This is a genomic window from Vibrio cholerae (assembly GCF_008369605.1).
Classification (GTDB): domain Bacteria; phylum Pseudomonadota; class Gammaproteobacteria; order Enterobacterales; family Vibrionaceae; genus Vibrio; species Vibrio cholerae.
The window spans coordinates 336757-355000 of sequence record NZ_CP043554.1 but is presented as its reverse complement, the minus strand read 5'-3'; the positions used below and the strand labels follow the sequence as shown (position 1 = coordinate 355000).

General features: G+C 48.8%; 12 protein-coding genes, 1 tRNA gene and 1 rRNA gene (1 of these 14 cut by a window edge). 6 read left to right on the top strand and 8 right to left on the bottom strand.

What is annotated here, in order from left to right; translation table 11 throughout:
• From F0316_RS01805 to F0316_RS01795, 3 genes are all read right to left on the bottom strand, one after another.
• A 16S ribosomal RNA gene (locus F0316_RS01805) occupies positions 1-173 on the bottom strand (it extends 1370 nt beyond the left edge of the window).
• 513 nt (positions 174-686) lie between these two features.
• On the bottom strand, positions 687-1940 hold the full coding sequence (locus F0316_RS01800; protein ID WP_001910301.1) for an HD-GYP domain-containing protein: 1254 nt from the start codon (positions 1938-1940) through the stop codon (positions 687-689).
• 158 nt (positions 1941-2098) lie between these two features.
• A tRNA-Leu gene (locus F0316_RS01795) sits at positions 2099-2183 on the bottom strand.
• A gap of 190 nt (positions 2184-2373) precedes the next feature.
• Here F0316_RS01795 and F0316_RS01790 point away from each other — a divergent pair.
• A complete protein-coding gene (locus F0316_RS01790) occupies positions 2374-2847 on the top strand; it encodes an RDD family protein (RefSeq protein WP_001104962.1) in 474 nt (157 codons plus the stop codon).
• Positions 2848-2952: 105 nt separating this feature from the next.
• Here F0316_RS01790 and lptG read toward each other — a convergent pair whose 3' ends face one another.
• On the bottom strand, positions 2953-4023 hold the full coding sequence (gene lptG / locus F0316_RS01785) for an LPS export ABC transporter permease LptG (protein ID WP_000472776.1): 1071 nt from the start codon (positions 4021-4023) through the stop codon (positions 2953-2955).
• A gap of 3 nt (positions 4024-4026) precedes the next feature.
• Entirely contained in the window at positions 4027-5127 is a 1101-nt protein-coding gene (gene lptF / locus F0316_RS01780; protein ID WP_000587726.1) for an LPS export ABC transporter permease LptF, read from the bottom strand.
• A 193-nt stretch (positions 5128-5320) separates the two neighbouring features.
• On the opposite strand from lptF, the gene pepA reads away from it, so the two are divergent.
• From pepA to F0316_RS01765, 3 genes are all read left to right on the top strand, one after another.
• The gene (gene pepA, locus F0316_RS01775) at positions 5321-6832 is read left to right on the top strand and encodes a leucyl aminopeptidase (RefSeq protein ID WP_000397172.1); all 1512 of its coding nucleotides are present in this window, start codon (positions 5321-5323) and stop codon (positions 6830-6832) included.
• Between the two features lie 83 nt (positions 6833-6915).
• Positions 6916-7365, top strand: coding sequence for a DNA polymerase III subunit chi (locus F0316_RS01770; RefSeq protein ID WP_001141706.1), 450 nt, complete (start codon positions 6916-6918; stop codon positions 7363-7365).
• A gap of 93 nt (positions 7366-7458) precedes the next feature.
• Positions 7459-10320 carry a valine--tRNA ligase gene (locus F0316_RS01765; protein WP_149560160.1) on the top strand — a complete coding sequence of 954 codons (2862 nt, stop codon included), beginning with the start codon at positions 7459-7461 and terminating at the stop codon, positions 10318-10320.
• A gap of 79 nt (positions 10321-10399) precedes the next feature.
• Here F0316_RS01765 and F0316_RS01760 read toward each other — a convergent pair whose 3' ends face one another.
• From F0316_RS01760 to rapA, 3 genes are all read right to left on the bottom strand, one after another.
• A complete protein-coding gene (locus F0316_RS01760) occupies positions 10400-11377 on the bottom strand; it encodes a D-2-hydroxyacid dehydrogenase (protein WP_148528334.1) in 978 nt (325 codons plus the stop codon).
• Between the two features lie 39 nt (positions 11378-11416).
• Complete coding sequence (locus F0316_RS01755) at positions 11417-12154, bottom strand: pseudouridine synthase (protein ID WP_001251799.1); 738 nt, start codon at positions 12152-12154, stop codon at positions 11417-11419.
• A gap of 96 nt (positions 12155-12250) precedes the next feature.
• Positions 12251-15160 carry an RNA polymerase-associated protein RapA gene (gene rapA, locus F0316_RS01750; RefSeq protein WP_033932925.1) on the bottom strand — a complete coding sequence of 970 codons (2910 nt, stop codon included), beginning with the start codon at positions 15158-15160 and terminating at the stop codon, positions 12251-12253.
• Between the two features lie 421 nt (positions 15161-15581).
• Here rapA and F0316_RS01740 point away from each other — a divergent pair, with 421 nt between their 5' ends.
• Together F0316_RS01740 and argF are read left to right on the top strand one after the other, a co-directional pair.
• Positions 15582-16958 carry a PhoH family protein gene (locus F0316_RS01740; protein ID WP_095464571.1) on the top strand — a complete coding sequence of 459 codons (1377 nt, stop codon included), beginning with the start codon at positions 15582-15584 and terminating at the stop codon, positions 16956-16958.
• A 149-nt stretch (positions 16959-17107) separates the two neighbouring features.
• Positions 17108-18112 carry an ornithine carbamoyltransferase gene (gene argF / locus F0316_RS01735; protein WP_148530841.1) on the top strand — a complete coding sequence of 335 codons (1005 nt, stop codon included), beginning with the start codon at positions 17108-17110 and terminating at the stop codon, positions 18110-18112.
• The last annotated feature ends 132 nt before the right edge of the window (positions 18113-18244 follow it).

Below are 18244 nucleotides of genomic sequence, written 5' to 3'. Positions count from 1 at the left end.
ATTAGCCATCGTTTCCAATGGTTATCCCCCTCTACCGGGCAATTTCCCAGGCATTACTCACCCGTCCGCCGCTCGCCACCCAAGGAACAAGTTCCTCTGTGCTGCCGCTCGACTTGCATGTGTTAGGCCTGCCGCCAGCGTTCAATCTGAGCCATGATCAAACTCTTCAATTAAAAGTTTTGTGAAGCTTTCGCTTCGGCTCAATGAATACTGATTACATTCTTTGCTTAATAAAAAGCGAAGTAATGTTGAATTGACTGTGCTGAATGATTGCTCATTCAAATGGTCACTCAGTTCATTGATAAATCTTTTTTGATTATCATCAACGAGTGCCCACACAGATTGATTGGTTTACATTGTTAAAGAGCGTTTTGCTTCGGCTTTCTTACCGAAGAGGCTGTGCATTCTAGCGAGATAATTGTCAGAGTCAAACTCTTTTTTCAATTTTCTTTACCGAAGCTTTTTGCCTCACTGACTAGCCTTGAGACCTTGTGGCGTCTGCCGTGTCAGTGAGGGCGCATTATAGGGAGCTGCTTTTTTTATGCAAGCCCCTAATCACAAATTTTTCTTAAAACACGCTCGTTCGAACACAAAACCGACAAGACGTTTATTTATCACTCTTTCTCTCATAAAAATGACGCAATTTAAGCGCCATTCAATCTCAAAATGCTCTAAAAGGATCTCTTTTACTCTTCGCTGTCAAAGAAGTATGAGATCCGTGAACGCGGGTTAAGATAATCACGAACCTTATCTGGTAATTTGTTCGGTAAAATGGCATTGACGATTTTCAGATCTCGGTCTGCAAGATCAATTATCGGCGCTTGAGAACGCGGGACTGAGGGATCATAAATCAGTACATTCGGATACAAGAGGCTACTTGCATTCACTGAAATGACTAACCCCACCATATCATTAGAGAGCTGTACGACAGTTCCTGGTGGGAACACCCCCATGAACTTAACTAAGATGCCTAAATTCTCCGCGTTATAAAGATGCTTACAATTCTTAAATAGATGAGACAAAGCAACGTACGGGATCTTTTGTTCTGAAGGAATATTGGGGTGGCAAAGATTGTCGAACGCGTTCGCTACCGCCACAATCTGCGCAAGCTCATCAATATCATCCCCTTTTAGGCCGAGTGGATAGCCCGAACCATCTCGCAGTTCGTGATGTTGTTCGATGACGCGTTTAGCACTTTCAGGAAACGTTTCTATATTATCGGCCAACTCTATGCCGTATTTGGTATGCAGCCGTAAGTAGTTTTCTTCCGGTTCCGTTAATGGGGTCTTTTTACGTACGATCGCCGTTGGCACTCTCACTTTGCCTATGTCATGAAAGAGCGCCGCAAAAGCCAGCTCTTTGATTCGTTCTGCAGGTAAACCTCTCGCTTTACCAATCATCATGGCAATGACTGACACATTTAAAGAGTGAAAATAGATATCTTCAAATTCACTTTTGCTGTTCATTAAATGCAAGGTGACATTATCATCACTCAGCAATTTGTCGACGATATCATCGACCAATATGATGGCTTCGCCGACGGCATCTAAAGGGCGGTTACGAATTTTATTCACTACCGCACGCATACGAGCAAGAGAACGTTCAAACTCTTTCTCACAAGTTTGTACTCGACGTCGATATTCGTTGAGCTTCTCTATTCGTGTTTGCTTTTCCTGCCATAGCTTTTCCGCTTCACTATCAACCGGAGGTAGAGCCTCTTCTGGAGTTGACTCTTCAACATTGGGTGGTAATGGCTGACTGTCGCTTAATCCCGGATTGAGAAAAACGTGCTGGATGCCAAGATGCTTGATCAGTTGGATCTGCTCTTGTGATTTGATTTTAAAGCTATTGAATAGGAAAGGATGCTCATTCCATTTGACTGGCAACCGAATGTAGAGCCCGGGTTGCAATCTATCTACCGTGATTTTAATGCTTGCCACAATCTTGATTACATCTGAGTGAATAACCCGAATATGATAGAAGAAGTTAATAATAACTGCATCAGTCTGATTGCTATGAAGGTTGTTAGATCACGAAAGCGGATATAAATATGACAGATAGCAAAAAGCCGACTCATTGAGTCGGCTTCTTTAAATTATGGTACCGATGGACGGACTTGAACCGTCACTCCCGAAGGAAACGGATTTTGAATCCGTCGTGTCTACCAATTTCACCACATCGGCATCTAGGCTGTTGCCCTTTGATGGAACGCATTATACGTAAGAAGTCGAAGCACGCAATAGCAAAAGATTGAAAATAAAATCGTTTGCCGATTATTTCACCACAAAGCCTTAAGCTGTGCGTTAGCTCTCTTTCTTTCGGATTTTGCACTGGCTATGCTTGGCCTCTTTCAAGTAACCAAGAATGATAATGATGAACTACGCGACACTTCCTCCGGCTGGTTTTTTTCGGCGTTTAGGGGCATGGATTTACGACGCACTGATCGTAATGGCGATTCTAATGATGGCTGGCGGCGTAGTCGTCGCAGTGCTTGAAGCTTTGGTGGCTGCGGGGCTCATGAGCTACGCACCGTATCAAGATGCGAGCGATCTTCTCTCTTCTCATCCGATTTGGAGTCCAGTGTATACCGTTTATCTTGCCTTGGTTTGGATCTATTTCTTTGTTTACTTCTGGACTCGCGGCGGACAAACGCTAGGTATGCGCGCATGGAAAATGCACATTTGCACTGAGGAAGGTCACCACATCTCAGCCACACAAGCGCTGATCCGTCTAGCCACATCGGGGTTTGGGCTCGCCAACTTGACTGTGTTGTTTGATACGAAAAAACGTGGCTTTCACGATATCTGGGCTAAAACAAAGGTCGTTGTGTTACCGAAAGCCAATTAACTCGCTTCGATAAGCAATATAGAAAGAGGAAGGTATTCACCTTCCTCTTTTGATTTTGAGATTGCCACTCTGACCAAAATAAGATTTTTGGGGGGAGATTGGGGGTTATAGCTTTCTACCCAATAGCCCTAACGCGATGGCTAAGAAAACTAAGCTTGGCGCTAGCGCACCAAACAATGGCGGTAATCCATACACCAAACTGAGTGGGCCAAAGAACTCACTTGAGATGTAGAAACTAAATCCGGCAATGACGCCAGATAAAATCCGCGCCCCCATGGTGACGCTACGCAGTGGGCCAAAAATGAACGACAACGCCATCAACATCATCACCGCAATCGAGATCGGCTGAGTCACTTTGCGCCACAAAGCCAACTCATAACGCGATGAGTCTTGCTCTGATGCTTTTAAGTAATGCACGTAATCGCTTAAGCCTGTGAGAGATAGCTCTTCCGGCTTAACCGTCACTACGGCAAGTTTGTCTGGAGCAAGGGAGGTTCGCCAACGGTACTCAGGCAACGATTCTTTGCTGATCTCGATGTCATTCACCAAACGGGTCAATACTGCATCTTTCATCAGCCATTCATTGTTAGCAACGTAATCGACTTGCTCGGAAAAAATTACCGTACTCAGTTTTTTATTTTCGTCAAAGCGCCACAGATTCAATCCATACAAATGTTCGTTTTCAACTTTGGCGATAAAGATAAAATCATTCGCATCCCGTGCCCAAACCCCAGTACGCACCGACATAATCGCACCACCCGAGGTGGCAAATGCGCGCATATCACGTGCCATTTTTTGCGCTTGTGGTGCGCCCCACTCTCCGAGTAAGGTGACAATAATCATCAGCGGAATGGCGGTTTTAAGAACGGAAAGGCCAATATCAAGCTTAGAAAAACCAGCAGCCTGCATCACCACCAATTCAGAGCTGGAAGCCAATGCACCCAAACCGATAAGTGCGCCCAATAGAGCCGCCATCGGGAAAAACATTTCCACATCACGAGGAATACTCAGAACCACAAACAACAAGGCTTGCAATAAATCGTAACTTCCCTCACCCACTTTACGGAGCTGCTCAACATATTTGATGATGCCAGAGAGGCCAACAAAGGTAACCAGTACCAAGGCTGTCGTAGCAACAATAGTGCGGCCGATATACCAATCAAGAATTTTAAACACGACTTAAGCTACCTTTCTCTGTTTCCATCGATCTTTAAAACGGCGCACAGGAATGCTATCCAAGGTATTGACCATCAGCGCAGCCAACAGCAGTGCGGCATTAATTGGCCACAAGCCAATGATAACCGGCAGTGAACCGTCTTCAATCGCTGATTTGGTCGCACTGAGCGCAAGGAAATAAGTCAAATAGATCAAAATAGCGGGTCCCATTTTGGCAAAACGTCCTTGACGAGGGTTCACCGCGGAAAGAGGGACCACCAACATAGTCAACAGTGGAATACACACTACGAGAGAGATTCGCCATTGTAATTCGGCTTGTGCTCGACGATCCGCATTATTAAGCAAGCTTAAGGTTGGCAGAGCTTCCCAATCACGTTCAGCCGATTTCACTTCACGTTGGCCGATCAAGCCGTCGTAAGAGTCGAAGTTAGTGATCATGTAGTCGACTCGGGTAGGTACGCCTTCATAGCGAGTACCGTCGTAGAGAGTAATGATCTGACGGCCATCACTCAGCTCTTTAACATCGCCCGAGTGAGAAAACATCACGCTGGGTAAAATCGAATCTCGCGGTGCTAACTGCGCCACAAACACGTTATACAACTTACGATTTTCAATATTGTCGATGAACACCACCGAGGAGCCATCTGGCGAACGTTGGAAGTGGCCTTTTTGCAGCAAATCGACACTGTTTTCTGCCGCAAACTGCTCCATTAAATGAGCTTCTTTATCTTGGCTCCAAGGCGCGAGCCACAGCGCATTAAAAGCCGCCACAGAAGCCGTAATCAAAGCCAAATATAAGGCGGCACGGATCAAAAACTTGTTACCGATCCCAGTCGCATTCATGACGGTTATCTCACTCTCCGCATACAAACGGCCGAAAGTAAGCAGAATACCGATGTACAGGCTAAGTGGGAGCATTAATAAGCCCATTGCCGGCATATTCAATCCAACGATGGATAAGATCATGCTGGTAGGAATTTCACCGTCAGAGGCATCCGCCAAAACACGGATAAATTTCTGGCTGAGAAACACTAAAAACAGCACGAAGAAGATCGCAAACTGGCTTTTTATTGTTTCTCGGATCAAATATCTAACAATAATCACGCTGAAATTACCTATGCAAAACTTGTTTTTTTGATTGAATCACTATAATTTCCCGATGAACCTTTTATTTTTTGAATAATTTCGCTAACGGTTAGGTTGCGCATGCAAAAGGTCGATCCTTCATGGGATCCAGCAAGTAAGAGCGCATTATCTACCATTTAGTTCTATTTGTCTTCAGGATGTAGGAGTACGCATGGAGTTCAGTGTTAAGAGTGGCAGCCCTGAGAAACAGCGCAGCGCATGTATCGTTGTTGGGGTGTTTGAACCACGTCGCCTTTCTCCAGTCGCAGAACAGCTTGATAAAATCAGCGACGGCTATATTAGTTCACTGCTACGTCGCGGTGATCTAGAGGGTAAACCGGGGCAGATGCTACTGCTGCATCAAGTACCCGGTGTGTTGTCTGAGCGAGTACTGCTCGTCGGTTGCGGTAAAGAACGCGAACTGGGTGAGCGTCAGTACAAAGAGATCATTCAGAAAACCATCAATACCTTAAATGAAACTGGCTCTATGGAAGCAGTCTGCTTCTTGACCGAGTTGCACGTCAAAGGTCGCGATACCTATTGGAAAGTGCGCCAAGCGGTTGAAGCCACCAAAGATGGTCTGTACATCTTTGATCAATTCAAGAGCGTAAAACCAGAAATCCGCCGCCCACTGCGTAAATTGGTATTCAACGTTCCCACTCGCCGTGAATTGAATCTTGGTGAACGCGCGATTACCCATGGTCTGGCTATTTCATCAGGTGTAAAAGCTTGTAAAGATTTAGGTAATATGCCGCCCAACATCGCTAACCCGGCTTACCTCGCCTCTCAAGCTCGTCGTCTGGCTGACGATTACGAGAGCATCACCACCAAAATCATTGGTGAAGAAGAGATGGAAAAGCTCGGCATGGCTTCTTACCTCGCGGTCGGTCGTGGCTCACGCAATGAATCCATGATGTCGGTCATCGAATACAAAGGCAATCCAGATCCTGAAGCTAAGCCAATCGTATTGGTGGGTAAAGGTCTGACTTTCGATTCAGGCGGTATCTCACTCAAACCGGGTGAAGGTATGGATGAGATGAAGTACGACATGTGTGGCGCAGCATCGGTATTCGGCACCATGAAAGCGATTGCCAAACTCGGACTACCACTCAATGTGATTGGTGTTTTGGCGGGCTGTGAAAACATGCCAGGCAGCAATGCTTACCGTCCGGGTGACATTCTGACGACGATGTCAGGTCAAACCGTGGAAGTGTTGAACACAGATGCAGAAGGCCGTTTAGTTTTGTGTGACGTACTGACTTACGTTGAACGCTTTGAACCAGAGTGCGTAGTCGATGTAGCCACGCTAACCGGTGCGTGTGTGATTGCTTTAGGCCATCACATCAGCGCGGTGATGTCGAACCACAACCCGCTGGCACATGAGTTGGTGAATGCCTCTGAGCAATCGAGCGATCGCGCATGGCGTCTGCCACTGGCTGATGAATACCATGAGCAGCTCAAGAGCCCATTTGCCGATATGGCAAACATTGGTGGCCGCCCAGGTGGCGCCATTACTGCAGCTTGTTTCCTCTCTAAATTTGCTAAGAAATACAACTGGGCACACTTAGACATCGCAGGTACTGCATGGAAATCGGGTGCCGCGAAAGGCTCAACCGGTCGTCCTGTCTCGCTACTAGTCCAATTCCTGCTTAATCGCAGCGGTGGCCTAGACGCTGAAGAGTAATCGCAAAAGGGCCTTCGGGCCCTTTTTCATTACTAGACCTCAACTACCGCCACAAGCGTGGTGATTGTTTGCAAGAGACCAAGATGCCTACCGCAACTTTTTACCTGATTTCCCCAGATTCTGCTCAAGCAACGCCAGAAGGCTTCGCGCAGTACGTGCTGTATTTGACGCGTCACTTTGCCGCGCAAGGCGCTCGCATTTATCTGCAATGCCAAGATAAACCACACGCCGAGCAGCTAGCTGAGCGATTTTGGCAAATCGAACCCGAACAGTTTTTAGCGCACAATCTGGTCGGTGAAGGTCCCAAATCCGGTACCGCGATTGAGATAGGTTATGTGGGCGTTTCCCCCTCTTGGAATCGTCAACTGGCAATAAATTTGGCGGATAATCAGACAACCTTTGCGCGTACCTTTACCGAGGTGGTAGACTTCGTGCCCTGCGCAGAAAATGCCAAGCAGCTGGCGCGCGAGCGGTATAAACTCTATCGACAAGCAGGTTATCAGCTGCAAACTGTTGAGATTCAGTATCCATAACCGTCCATCCTTATAGTTAAGCTCTCTTATCCAAGAGAACTCACTTATAGCGATAGACTGAATTAACCATCACAGCATCCATTAAAGAGCACTATGGAAAAGACATACAACCCAACATCAATCGAACAAGATCTGTATAAGACTTGGGAAGAGCAAGGCTACTTTAAGCCTCACGGTGACACATCAAAAGACGCATACAGCATCATGATCCCGCCACCGAACGTCACCGGCAGCCTGCACATGGGTCACGCCTTCCAAGATACCATTATGGATACTCTGATCCGTTGTCAGCGTATGAAAGGTAAAAATACCTTATGGCAAGTGGGTACTGACCACGCGGGTATCGCCACTCAAATGGTGGTTGAGCGTAAGATCGCTGCAGAAGAAGGCAAAACTAAGCACGATTACGGCCGTGATGCGTTCATCGACAAGATTTGGGAATGGAAAGCAGAATCTGGCGGTACCATCACTAAGCAGCTACGTCGTCTTGGCGCCTCTGTCGATTGGGATCGTGAGCGCTTTACTATGGATGATGGCTTCTACAAAGCCGTGCAAGAAGTGTTCGTGCGTCTCTACAAAGATGATTTGATCTACCGCGGTAAGCGCCTAGTTAACTGGGATCCAAAACTGCACACTGCGATCTCCGATCTGGAAGTGGAAAACAAAGAGACCAAAGGTCACATGTGGCACTTCCGCTACCCGCTAGCCGATGGCGTGAAAACAGCTGATGGCAAAGATTACATCGTGGTTGCAACCACCCGTCCAGAAACCATGCTGGGTGATACTGGCGTTGCGGTTAACCCAGAAGATCCTCGTTATAAAGATCTGATTGGTAAAGAGATCATTCTGCCAATCGTCGGTCGTCGCATTCCGATCGTGGGCGATGAGCATGCCGATATGGAGAAAGGCACGGGCTGTGTGAAAATCACCCCTGCGCACGACTTCAACGACTATGAAGTCGGCAAGCGCCATAACCTGCCGATGATCAACATCTTCACTTTTGATGCCAACATCCGTGATGTGGCAGAAGTGTTTAACACCAAAGGTGAAGCAAGCGATGTTTACAGCGGCGAACTACCAGCGAAATACCAAGGCATGGAGCGTTTTGCTGCGCGTAAAGCGATCGTGGCGGAATTTGAAGAACTGGGTCTACTGCAAGAAATCAAAGATCACGATCTAACGGTTCCTTACGGCGACCGTGGTGGTGTGGTGATTGAGCCAATGCTGACTGACCAATGGTACGTTCGCGCAGGTATCCTGGCGAAACCAGCGGTTGAAGCGGTAGAAAATGGCGATATTCAATTCGTACCAAAACAGTACGAGAACATGTACTTCTCTTGGATGCGTGATATTCAAGACTGGTGTATCTCTCGCCAACTGTGGTGGGGTCACCGCATCCCGGCTTGGTATGACGAGCAAGGCAATGTGTTTGTTGGTCGTAACGAAGCCGAAGTGCGTGCAGAAAACAACATCGCAGCGGATGTTGCACTTCGTCAAGATGATGACGTGTTGGATACTTGGTTCTCTTCTGCATTGTGGACCTTCGGAACACTGGGCTGGCCAGAAAAAACGCCTGAGCTGAACGTATTCCACCCAACCGATGTTCTGGTAACGGGTTTCGACATCATCTTCTTCTGGGTGGCGCGCATGATCATGATGACCATGCATTTCTGTAAAGATGAAGATGGCAAAGCGCAAGTTCCTTTCAAAACCGTGTACGTAACGGGTCTGATCCGTGACGAAAACGGCGACAAAATGTCAAAATCGAAAGGTAACGTGCTTGATCCAATCGATATGATTGACGGCATTGATCTAGAGTCTCTGGTCGCGAAGCGCACCGGCAACATGATGCAGCCACAACTGGCAGCGAAAATTGAGAAAAATACCCGCAAGACGTTTGAAAACGGCATCGAAGCCTACGGTACTGACTCACTGCGTTTCACTCTAGCGGCCATGGCGTCAACCGGTCGTGACATCAACTGGGATATGAAGCGTCTAGAAGGTTACCGCAACTTCTGTAACAAGCTGTGGAACGCAAGCCGTTACGTGCTGATGAACACCGAAGAGCAAGATTGCGGTTTTGCAGCCGGTGCTGAGCTTGAATACTCACTGGCCGACAAGTGGATCGAATCACAGTTCGAGCTGGCTGCGAAAGAGTTCAATGGTCACATTGATAACTTCCGTCTGGATATGGCAGCCAACACGCTGTACGAATTCATCTGGAACCAATTCTGTGACTGGTACTTAGAGCTGACGAAGCCAGTTCTGTGGAAAGGCACCGAAGCTCAACAACGCGCGACCCGTCGCACGCTGATCACCGTACTAGAGAAAACGCTGCGTTTGGCGCACCCAGTGATCCCTTACATCACCGAAACCATCTGGCAAAGTGTTAAGCCACTGGTGGATGGCGTGGAAGGCGACACCATCATGCTGCAAGCACTGCCTCAGTACGATGCGGCAAACTTCAACCAAGAAGCCTTGGATGATATTGAGTGGGTGAAAGCCTTTATCACTAGCATCCGTAACCTGCGCGCTGAGTATGACATCAACCCAGGTAAGCCTCTGGAAGTAATGCTGAAAGCGGCGAATGTGCAAGATGCCGCGCGTATCGAAGCGAACAAGCCAGTGCTGGTTTCACTGGCCAAGCTCGAAAGCATTCGTGTATTGGCGGATGGTGAAGCGACACCGGCGTGTGCAACCGCACTGGTTGGCAAATCTGAGCTGATGATCCCAATGGCAGGTCTGATTGATAAAGACGCTGAGCTGGATCGTCTGGGCAAAGAGATTGCTAAGACGCAAGGTGAAATTGCGCGCATCGAAGGCAAGCTGGGTAACGAAGGTTTCGTGGCGAAAGCACCAGAAGCGGTAATCACCAAAGAGCGTGAAAAGCTCGCGGGTTACCAAGAAGCGCTGGTGAAGCTTGAACAGCAGAAAGCGACCATCGCTGCGCTGTAAGCCAAGCATTCCATACAAAAAGTCGATAAAAAAAAGGCAGCGATTTCGCTGCCTTTTTGTTTTAGCGATGATGTTGCCGCTAGACGACTCGATTTTTCGCTTCACCACGCATAAATGCACTAATGTTGTCGATCAAGATAGTCGCGAGTTGTTGTATCGAGGAATCACTGCCCCACGCCACATGCGGTGTCAGCAGAAGATTGGGCAAATCACGGTTGGCAATCAGTGGGTTATCCATATCAGCAGGCTCAGCACTAAACACATCCACCCCAGCCCCAGCAATTTGACGTCTTTTCAGCGCATCCACCAGCGCTTGTTCATCCACTAAACCGCCACGCCCGGTATTGATCAGCAGAACATTGGGGTTCATCTGCGCCAATTCCGCTTCTGAGATAATGTTTCGCGTTTCATCGGTTAGCGGACAGTGCAGTGATAGCACGTCCGACTGCGCCAGCACTTGTTCAAATGGTGTGTACCCTACTCGGCATTCCAACTGACCTTTACGTTCAGCAAACAGCACATGCATACCTAATGCGCGCGCTAAATTCGCCGTCGCTTGGCCTAATGCACCACTGCCGATAATGCCCATGGTTGAACCAGCAATATCGCCAATCGGATGCGTGAAAAAACAGAACTGCTTATGGCGCTGCCACTCTCCGGCCGCAATATCATTGTGATAACCGATAAGATTACGTCTTAAAGCAAACATCATGGCGACAACATGCTCAGGGACAGAGCGCGTGGCATAACCCTGCACATTACACACCGCGATATTGAGATCTCGACACGCCAGCAAATCGACATTGTTGGTACCCGTGGCAGAAATGGCGATCAACTTGAGCTTAGGCAACTGAACCAGCATTTCACGGGTGAGTACCACTTTATTAGTGATAACGATATCGGCCGCTAAGAGGCGCTCAACCACTTGGTGAGGCTCACAAGCATCATACTCAAGCCAATGGTGTTCAAAAGGCAGAGCAGGTAATGGGATATGGCGCGGAATGGTCGCGCGGTCGAGAAAAACGACCGTAGGCAAAGAAGTAGTGGGTAGTGACATGCTGACTCCGGGTCTGATTATCCGCTACCCACAATAAGATTAGTCTTGGGATAGCTTTTTATAGTCCGGTAATTTTCGCTCAGGATCGAAATGCTGCAAAATCTGCTCCTCGGCTTCGGGATAGAAGTCACAAGGGACAAACAAAGTGCGCAGCCAATGACTGCGAGGATGATAGAAACAGAGCTCCGCAGCGTGCAGTTGCAGACGATCGGCAAACTCGACGGCTTCTGGTGGCGCGTAAAGATCATCACCAACAATCGGATGACCGAGCGATTGCATGTGCACACGCAATTGATGAGAGCGTCCAGTGATCGGGATAAGGCGTACCACTGTAGTTTTCTCTTCACGCTTGACGACTTGATAGCGGGTCAGAGAATCACGTCCCTCTTCAAAACAGACTTTCTGTTTCGGGCGGTTTGGCCAATCACAACACAGCGGCAAATTCACTTCGCCTTCGTCTTGCTCCATCACACCCCATACGCGGGCATAGTAGATTTTATGAGTGAGACGATACTGAAACTGCTTCTTCAACGCCGATTCCATATGTTTGCCTTTAGCAAACAGGATCAGCCCAGAAGTCGACATATCCAAACGGTGGACGACCTTCACATCAGGGCAGTAATCCACCAAACGAGCCCACATACTGTCGTAGTGCTCAACAGGTCGCCCAGGAACAGATAACAAACCAGAAGGCTTGTTGGCTGCGATGATGTGTTCATCCTCATAAATCACATCAATCCACGGTTCCTTGGGTGGATTGTACTCGGTCATTGCCATCGCTATCGTCTCGTATCACAAAAAACGGCGCATTATATACGCAAAATGTCGCCAACGGGGAATAAAACAAGGCCCTCGTATTGAGGGCCTACGTCATCAGTTGTGTGCCACCACAATCAAACGCAGTGAATCCAGCTGATACTGCGCCTGCGCAATATAGCCAGTCAGCTCTTTGATTTGCTGATCCAGCACTTCGATCTCTTCATCACGAATGTTCGGGTTAACCGCTTTGAGTGCTAGCAAACGCTCCAACTCGCTGTTGAGGCTCTGCTGCATATCACGCTGCGCTTGTTCACGAATCGCGCTCACTCGCGGCTCAACCGCGGCTTCGCTTGCCGTAATCAAACGATGAACATCATGCTGTACTGAGCTCACCAGCTTGCTGGCCAAATGACGATTCACTGGGCTGAGCTGACGGTTAAAGCTTTCAAACTCCACTTGCGAAGAGAGATCATTACCGCGTGCATCCATCAGAATTCGGATTGGAGAGACTGGCAAGAAGCGGCTGATACCACTGCGTTTCGGCGCTTGGGCATCCACCACATACACCAGTTCCAGCAAGATGGTCCCCACTGGTAGCGCTTTGTTTTTCAAAAGCGACACTGCGCAAGTCCCCACCCCTTCACTCATCAGCAAATCAATGCCACCTTGCACCATGGGGTGTTCCCAACTGATGAAGTGCATATCTTCACGCGACAGTGCGGTGTCACGATCAAAGGTAATAGTTGCGCCTTCATAAGGGAGACCCGGATAGCTTGGCACCATCATGTGTTCAGCAGGAGTGACCACTAGAGCATTCTCGCCACGATCTTCTTGATGCAGACCAATCGCATCAAACAGGCTCAAGGCAAACGTCACCAGATTGGTATCGCCATCGGTTTTCGCGATCTGCTCAGCAATCTGCTGCGCCTTTTCGCCACCGTTCGAATGCATTTCCAGCAAGCGGTCACGCCCCACTTCCAGCTGCGATTTCAGTGTTTTGTTGAGCTTGGCTGACTCTTCGATGATCACTTCCAACTCTTCACCGCCACCAGCGGCCAGAATGGGGATCAAACGCTCAGCGAAGGCATCATACACCGCACGACCGGTTGGGCAGGTTTCCGCAAAGGCATTCAAACCTTCTTGAAACCAACGCGCCAAAATCGCTTGTGACGTTTCGGTCAGATACGGCACGTACACGTCGATATCACGTTTTTGACCAATACGATCCAAACGCCCGATACGCTGCTCTAGCAAGTCTGGGTTGAACGGCAGATCGAACATCACCAACTGGTTAGCAAACTGGAAGTTACGACCTTCCGAGCCAATTTCACTACAGATCAGCACCTGCGCGCCGCCCTCTTCTTGGGCAAAATAAGCCGCGGCTTTGTCGCGTTCAATGATCGACATGCCTTCATGGAATACCGTTGCGCGGATACCCTCACGCTCACGTAGTGCCTGCTCTAGCTGCAATGCGGTACTGGCACGTGATGCGATGACGAGGATCTTCTCGCTGCGTTTGGCTTTGACTTTTTCGAGCAGCCAGTTGACGCGTGAGTCAAATTGCCACCAGCTTGACTCCTCGCCTTCAAACTCTTGGAAAATCTCTTCCGGGTAGAGCATTTTCATCGCGCGCGCTTCTGGCGTCAGTTTACCGCCGAGCATGCCCGCAACACGCATTGACGTAGTGTATTGAGAAGGAATTTCTAATGGCAGCAAATGTACATTACGCACTGGGAAGCCTTTGATTGCTGCACGCGTGTTACGGAACAGCACGCGACCAGTACCGTGGCGATCCATCAGATTGTCGATCAGCTCTTGGCGCGCCAAAGCAATTTCGTCCTCGCTGGCGTGGCTTTCCAACGCTTTAAACAGCGGCTCCACATCTTGCTCAGACAATAGCTCAGTGATTTTGTTTTTCGCTTCATCACTCAGCTTCTCACCGCTGAACAGCGCAGTGACTGCATCGGCAACCGGCGCGTATTGCTCTTCTTCTTTAACAAAGGCTTCGTAATCGTAGAAACGATCTGCATCCAGCAAGCGCAGACGAGCAAAGTGGCTTTCACGGCCTAACTGCTCAGGTGTTGCCGTCAATAGCAGTACGCCCGGCGTTTGCTCTGCGAGCGCTTCAATCACTTGATATTCGCGGCTTGGCTTTTCTGGGTGCCACTCAAGATGGTGTGCTTCATCGACGACCAACAAATCCCATTCCGCTTCCAAGGCTTGTTCAAAACGCTGGCGGCTTTTACGCAGGAAATCGAGTGAACACAGCACATACTGCTGAGTTTCAAATGGGTTATCGGCCTCGCTAAAGGCTTCCACACAGCGCTCTTCATCAAAAATCGAAAAGTGCAGGTTGAAACGGCGCATCATCTCCACCAACCATTGGTGTTGCAGCGTTTCAGGTACCACAATTAGGATGCGCTCGGCACGCCCGGTCAGCACTTGCTGATGGATGATCATGCCCGCTTCGATGGTTTTACCCAAACCGACTTCATCGGCTAACAATACGCGTGGCGCATGGCGGCGACCGACTTCATGGGCGATGTACAGCTGATGCGGGATCAGACCAGCGCGCATACCACACAAGCCACGCATTGGGCTTTTGTGCTGTTGATATTGGTTAGTGAGCGCGCGATAACGCAGCACGAAGTTGTCCATGCGATCAATTTGACCGGCAAACAACTTGTCCTGCGGTTTATTAAAACGAATTTGGTTACTGAGGAAAATTTCACGCAGCGCGACACCGCTTTCTTCGGTATCCACTCGCGTACCTAGATAGGTGTAGACGCCTTGGTCTTCCACCACTTGTTCAACTTGTAACGACCAGCCTTGCTGACTATCCACCACATCGCCGACATTGAAGATCACACGGGTGACCGGCGCATCTGAACGTGCATACACACGATTTTCTTCCGATGCTGCAAACATCAAGGTCACTGTACGCGCATCAAGCGCCACCACAGTACCTAACCCGAGATCACTTTCCGTATCGCTTATCCAGCGTTGCCCTAAAGCAAATGACATGAATGGACTACCTCATCAAATAGCGTTGCAGAGAATTTTTACACTTCACTTCAGCCAGCTTTTTATTATGGATGCTGACCGCTTTGAGTGCAGAAAAAGGCCGCTAATCTTACTTGATGGCGTGATACAGGTCACGCCCATTCCCCGCCGTTACGCGCTTTTTTTTCTACAGCTTTTGGGTGACATCAAATTGTCAAAAATGAGTGGCATTTGTTAACAAGATGATTGCTATACTCAGGTTGAAGGCGCGGTGTTAGTGTCAAAAAAAGATTGGCACAAAGCCTGCAAGTTCAAACAGAGAGTATCAACACGGGTTTGCAGCAAGTCGACAATGATCGCAACGCTCACCTGAGCGTACGATCCTACAGGCCGCTTGTGAACATCCACGACAAAGCATGCTACATGTAGCAAGGAGACGCTTATGGGCGATACCGATCGGAAACTGTTTGTACTGGATACCAATATCCTACTCCACGAACCTCTCGCCATTTACTCTTTTAAAGAGCACGACGTGGTCATCCCAATGACCGTTCTTGAAGAACTCGACCGAATCAAAGACAGCAAACGTGATGTGGCGCGCGATGCACGCGTAGCGATTCGGGCTTTGGAACACTTATTCCACGATGCCACTCCCGAAGAAATCACCGAAGGGATCCCGCTTTCTAAGCAAGAGGGCGTAACAGGAACCATCTCGATCCTCGCCGATTATGAACTGGATGAAACCGTCAAAGCCTTTACCGATAAAGAGGGCGATAACCGGATCCTCAATGCCGTGCTTTACCTGCAAGCTCAGCGTACACCACGCGCCGTGGTGCTGGTGACTAAAGACATCAACATGCGTTTGCGCGCCAAAGGTGCAGGCGTGTTGTATGTGGAAGACTACCGCACCGACCAACTGATTGATGATATTCAATATCTGACCAAGGGCTTCCAAACTCGTCCCGGTAGTTTTTGGGACAGCGTAGACGATGTCGCGAGCTACACGCTCGGAGGCAAAACCTTCCATAAGCTGGATCGTGCACCATTCGATCCAACCTTCCTCAACCAATATGTCATTGATGAAGACAGCGACTTTGCCGCGCGGGTCGAAACCATCGATGGCGATACATTGACGCTGCGCGATCTCAGCCGTGAACGCATGATGCATCGCAAAGCGTGGGGTATCACCCCCAAAAATATTTACCAAGGGATGGCGCTGGACGCACTGCTCGATCCGGATATCGATCTGGTGATCCTGACCGGTGCGGCGGGCAGTGGTAAAACTTTACTGGCGATGGCGGCAGCGTTGGAGCAAACCGTCGAGCGCAAAATGTTCGATAAAATCATCGTCACTCGTAACACCCCTGATATCGGCGAATCAATTGGTTTCCTGCCCGGCACGGAAGAGGAAAAGATGATGCCGTGGCTCGCTTCCGTCACCGATACCTTAGAAGCGCTGCATAAAAATGATCACTGTACCGATGGCTCGCTCAAATACATCTGCGATAAAGCCAACATTCAGTTTAAATCGATCAACTTTATGCGCGGTCGTTCAATCCAAAACGCTTTCGTGCTGCTCGATGAGTGTCAAAACCTCACCGCATCGCAGATCAAAACCATCATCACCCGCTGTGGTGAAGGTACCAAGATTGTCTGCTCAGGTAACTTAGCGCAGATTGACTCCCACTATTTAACCCCTGTCACCTCAGGCCTTACCTACATGGTTGAGCGCTTCAAAAACTTTGAAGGCAGCGCCAACATCCACCTCAATGGCGTAGTACGCAGCCGCTTGGCTGAATTCGCCGAAGAGAATTTATAATCACTTTTGGCGAGATGTTATGTGCATCTCGCCTCACAAAATCTATCATCCCTTGCCTTTTCTTTATTTAATTTGAAATATCTATTCACTTTTACAGCATTTTCATGCTTTACTATCCGCAACTGGAATCGCCAAACGAGGATAGGGAAATGGCTTTCAATTTACGTAACCGCAACTTTTTAAAACTGCTCGACTTCACCCCAAAAGAGATCCACTTCCTGCTGGAGCTGTCTGCCGAGCTAAAACGCGCCAAATACGCAGGCACCGAGCAGAAAACCCTGCAAGGCAAAAACATTGCGTTGATCTTTGAAAAGTCATCGACCCGTACTCGCTGTGCCTTTGAAGTGGCGGCGTTTGATCAAGGTGCACAAGTTTCCTACATCGGCCCTTCTGGCTCGCAAATTGGCCATAAAGAGTCGATGAAAGATACCGCGCGTGTTCTAGGCCGTATGTACGATGGCATTCAATATCGCGGCTTCGGCCAAGAGATTGTTGAGGTGCTCGGACAATACGCGGGGGTTCCAGTGTGGAATGGCTTAACGGATGAGTTTCACCCCACGCAGATCTTGGCCGATCTTCTGACTATGCAAGAACATGGGCGCGGTAAGCAGTTACATGAAATGAAGTTTGCTTACCTTGGCGATGCACGCAACAACATGGGCAACTCCCTAATGGTGGGCGCAGCGAAAATGGGCATGGATATTCGCTTAGTTGCGCCGAAAGCGTACTGGCCAAACGATACCTTAGTGGCAACCTGCCAAGAGATTGCCAAGCAAACTGGAGCCAAAATCACTTTGACCGAAGAGGTTCAAGAAGGCGTAAAAGGCTGTGATTTCCTTTACACCGATGTATGGGTTTCGATGGGCGAAGCGGCGGATGCGTGGGATGAGCGGGTGGCGTTAATGAAGCCATATCAAGTCAACATGGATGTGATCAAAGCAACAGGCAATCCACAGGTCAAATTCATGCACTGCTTACCGGCATTCCATGATGACCAAACTAAAGTAGGCCAAGAGATTGCGGCCAAATACGGCATGCAAGGATTAGAGGTCACCGAAGAGGTGTTTGAGTCAGAATACTCGATTGTGTTTGATGAAGCGGAGAATCGACTGCACACCATCAAGGCGGTGATGGTCGCCACTTTAGGCCAATAGCGTGCCACTGATTTAATATCCCTGACTCTGTGATGTAATCGCTTGCGCTCACAGCCTTTCGGCGTATAATGCCGACCGTTTGTCTGAGGGGTAGCCAATGAAATTTGCACAGAGTGCAGCTCAAAGCAGTGT

Excerpts from the sequence above, each read along its gene's own strand:
- F0316_RS01790 (WP_001104962.1), top strand. The coding sequence starts at position 2,374 with ATGAACTACGCGACACTTCCTCCGGCTGGTTTTTTTCGGCGTTTAGGG.
- pepA (WP_000397172.1), top strand. The coding sequence starts at position 5,321 with ATGGAGTTCAGTGTTAAGAGTGGCAGCCCTGAGAAACAGCGCAGCGCA.
- F0316_RS01770 (WP_001141706.1), top strand. The coding sequence starts at position 6,916 with ATGCCTACCGCAACTTTTTACCTGATTTCCCCAGATTCTGCTCAAGCA.
- F0316_RS01765 (WP_149560160.1), top strand. The coding sequence starts at position 7,459 with ATGGAAAAGACATACAACCCAACATCAATCGAACAAGATCTGTATAAG.
- F0316_RS01760 (WP_148528334.1), bottom strand. The coding sequence starts at position 11,377 with ATGTCACTACCCACTACTTCTTTGCCTACGGTCGTTTTTCTCGACCGC.
- F0316_RS01755 (WP_001251799.1), bottom strand. The coding sequence starts at position 12,154 with ATGGCAATGACCGAGTACAATCCACCCAAGGAACCGTGGATTGATGTG.
- rapA (WP_033932925.1), bottom strand. The coding sequence starts at position 15,160 with ATGTCATTTGCTTTAGGGCAACGCTGGATAAGCGATACGGAAAGTGAT.
- F0316_RS01740 (WP_095464571.1), top strand. The coding sequence starts at position 15,582 with ATGGGCGATACCGATCGGAAACTGTTTGTACTGGATACCAATATCCTA.
- argF (WP_148530841.1), top strand. The coding sequence starts at position 17,108 with ATGGCTTTCAATTTACGTAACCGCAACTTTTTAAAACTGCTCGACTTC.